A 2,721-nucleotide genomic window follows, 5' to 3' on the forward strand; every position below is an offset into this window, starting at 1 on the left:
CGAGGTGCCGCGATATTCGAGGCTTCTTATGGATTTTAGTTCGTGACCGAGCTGATCTTCGTCGGCTTCACAGGTTCCTTAGGGACGCCCACGCCGCCTTCCACGGGGGCGGGAAGCTTGGGGGTTTCCAGGGTGTTAATGAGGTCCTTGGGCACATCGCCCTGGTGGTAGGAAATATAGACGGTACCGCTCCCCTTGACCGCGATGCGTTCGCCGTCAGGCTTAATCCTGATCCAGGAACCGTCGGTGTCCACTAGCTCCGCCTCACCGTTGGCCCTTGCACGGCTCCAGCTACCGTCATTCTTGATGCGGATGATGTACTCGTTGTCCTTCCCCGCAACCAAAGTGACCTTGTTCCTTTCTGAGGTGTAGGTCTTACCATCGGCGTTTTCACCCTTAACGACGCTACGGGTCCCCTCAGCGATAGAGACTGAATTGGCGTACGTTTTGTAGAGGTCCATGGCCAGCTTCCGCGACTCGGCAGCCCCGTCCTCATCCGTTGAGTCGCTGCTAGCGGTCTCCCGGGCAGAGGCGCTCGAGGAGGGCTTAGAAGAGCTCTCGCTACTTGCGGAGGGGGATTCGCTGGCAGATTGTGAGTCCTCTGCGGAGGGCGAGGCAGAGGGTGAGGCGGAGGCGCTTGCCGATGCGGAATCACGGGAGGCTACGGGGGCCTTCACCGCGGGGGCGCAGGCGGCCAGGCCGAGCAGGCTTGCCAGGCTTAGAGACAATACAGCAATAGACTTCTTCACGGAGACATTCTCTTTCCGTCAAGCGTCGTAACCCGGTCACGACGCCGTGTATGGGTGTAGCTGACGTGCCCTGTCTGGGGCACGGCACCATCCTAGCACCGTTCCCTGGGAAAAGTCTGGGCTCCGGCGGCGCTCTCTAAACCCGAAATACCGGGGAAAAATACCGGAAGCCGAGAGCACACGTACGAGAACGCCCCGCACGCATCCACGGGGATACGTACGGGGCGAACGGGTCTAGTCAGTCGCCGGTTATGGCGATGGGTGCTGCTAGTTCGTTGCCACGCTGCTCGGCGTGACGGGGGTCTTCGGAGCGGGGAAATCTCCCACCGGAGCCGGGGTCTTGGGCACCTCCAGGGACTGGTAGTCAGTCGAAACCTCGAAGGTCTTGATATTCACGATGGAAGTTGCGCCGTTCTCATCAATATGAGCCACTTCGCCGTTGGTCTTGAAGAGGGCCCAGGAGCCCTTCGCGTCCACGGTGACGACCTCGCCCTCGGGAGTCACGCGTAGCCAGCTGCCGTTGTTCTGAACGGCGATGTAGTTACCGTTCTTGGCCTCGACAATAGCGATGCTTCCGTCAGAGGCGGTGTACACGTTGCCATCGGCGTTCGTAGTCTTCTTGGCGCTCGGGTCCTTCTTAGCCTCTTCGACAGCCTCCTTGTAGGTCTCGTAGACCTTCGGGCCGTAGCTGCTATCGCTGGCGCCATTGGGCAGGGCGGGATTAGCCGACGAACCGCTCGCCTGGGTCTCTGATCCCTTGGTGGAGGACTTGGCGGAGGAGCTCGAAGTCGACTCAGCCTTAGCGGAGGAAGAGCTAGAGGAGCTAGTGGATTCGGAGGAGGCGCTGGAGGAGCTCGAGCTATTCGCGCTTGCAGAGGCGGTAGCGGAGACAGAAGCGCTGGAGGATGCGCTCTGGCTACTATCCGGGCTCTTCGGGGAGGACCCACAGGCAGCCAGGCCGAGCAGGCCTGCTAGGCTCAGAGACAGTACAGCAATAGACTTCTTCACGGCGGATTTCTCTTTCCGTCATGCGTCGCGACATCATCGCGACGCTGTGTATAAATGTGGTTGGTGACACCCGTTTTTGGGCGCGTCCATATATTAGCACCGTTACCTGGGAAGCGTCTGACCCTCATTCTTCCCTTGAACGTAGAAATACCCCGAACGCATCACGGTCGGATGCGCACGGGGCGCTGGCGTCCCTATTCTGGTGGGCTGTTCGGCCCAGGGGCAGGGGCTAGTTTTTACTTGGCACCTGCAACCTCGGAGAGGTCACCGATCTTGGTGGGCTTGACCGGGGTCTTAGCGGTGCCGCTGAAGCCGTCGATACGACCCGGTGCCTTCGGAGTTTCGATGCTGGAGACGTCGGTCGCCTGCTCGAAGGTCTTGGTGTTCAGCACGGATGCGGTGCCATCTGCCTTAACGACGGTGTAGAGGTTGTCCTTGGGGTTGGTCTTAATCCAGGAGCCGTCCTCGCTCACGACGATGGTTACACCATTGGAGTCAATGCTGGTCCACACGCCGTTATTCTGGATGCTGACAATAGCGCCGTCCTTGGATTCGAAGCCAGCGAGTTTATCGGTGTAGTAGACGGTGCCGTCGCTGGTCTGCACCTTCTTCACACCGGCCTCGTTCTTGAACGCGTTCAGGGCTTCCTTGCTGGCGGTATAGCCGTCGGAGGCTACCTGCTGGGCGGACCCTTCGCCCTTCTTGAGTGCTTCGGTTGCTTCGCTGGGCAGACCGCTGGGGGCGCTGATGGTGCCCTGGGTGGTCTTGGTTTCTGCCTTGGTGGTTTCAGCTGCTGCGGAGGTGGTGCTGCCGCTGGTTGCTGCTGCGGAGGTGCTTGCGGGTGCAGAGGCAGTTGCGGAAGCGGTTGCAGAAGCGGACGCGCTTGCCGATGCGGAGGAGCCGGAGTTGGTGCCGGAGTTGCCGCCGCAGGCTGCGAGGCCGAGGGCACCGGCAATGGTCAGGG

3 protein-coding genes are annotated in these 2,721 nt (G+C 60.6%); all 3 read right to left on the minus strand.

Features of this window, described 5'->3' with window-relative positions:
- Nucleotides 1-35 precede the first annotated feature (35 nt).
- The 3 genes from HMPREF2674_RS09280 to HMPREF2674_RS03965 all read right to left on the minus strand — a co-directional run bounded on the left by HMPREF2674_RS09280 (nucleotide 36) and on the right by HMPREF2674_RS03965 (nucleotide 2,719).
- Nucleotides 36-749: a hypothetical protein gene (locus tag HMPREF2674_RS09280; protein WP_070824886.1), complete on the minus strand. Its 714-nt coding sequence runs from the start codon at nucleotides 747-749 to the stop codon at nucleotides 36-38.
- Nucleotides 750-1,016: 267 nt separating this feature from the next.
- The gene (locus HMPREF2674_RS03960; protein WP_049347625.1) at nucleotides 1,017-1,757 is read right to left on the minus strand and encodes a hypothetical protein; all 741 of its coding nucleotides are present in this window, start codon (nucleotides 1,755-1,757) and stop codon (nucleotides 1,017-1,019) included.
- A gap of 236 nt (nucleotides 1,758-1,993) precedes the next feature.
- The gene (locus tag HMPREF2674_RS03965) at nucleotides 1,994-2,719 is read right to left on the minus strand and encodes a preprotein translocase subunit SecD (protein ID WP_246826174.1); all 726 of its coding nucleotides are present in this window, start codon (nucleotides 2,717-2,719) and stop codon (nucleotides 1,994-1,996) included.
- Nucleotides 2,720-2,721 lie beyond the last annotated feature (2 nt).

The organism is Rothia sp. HMSC062F03 (genome assembly GCF_001836905.1).
Classification (GTDB): domain Bacteria; phylum Actinomycetota; class Actinomycetes; order Actinomycetales; family Micrococcaceae; genus Rothia; species Rothia mucilaginosa_A.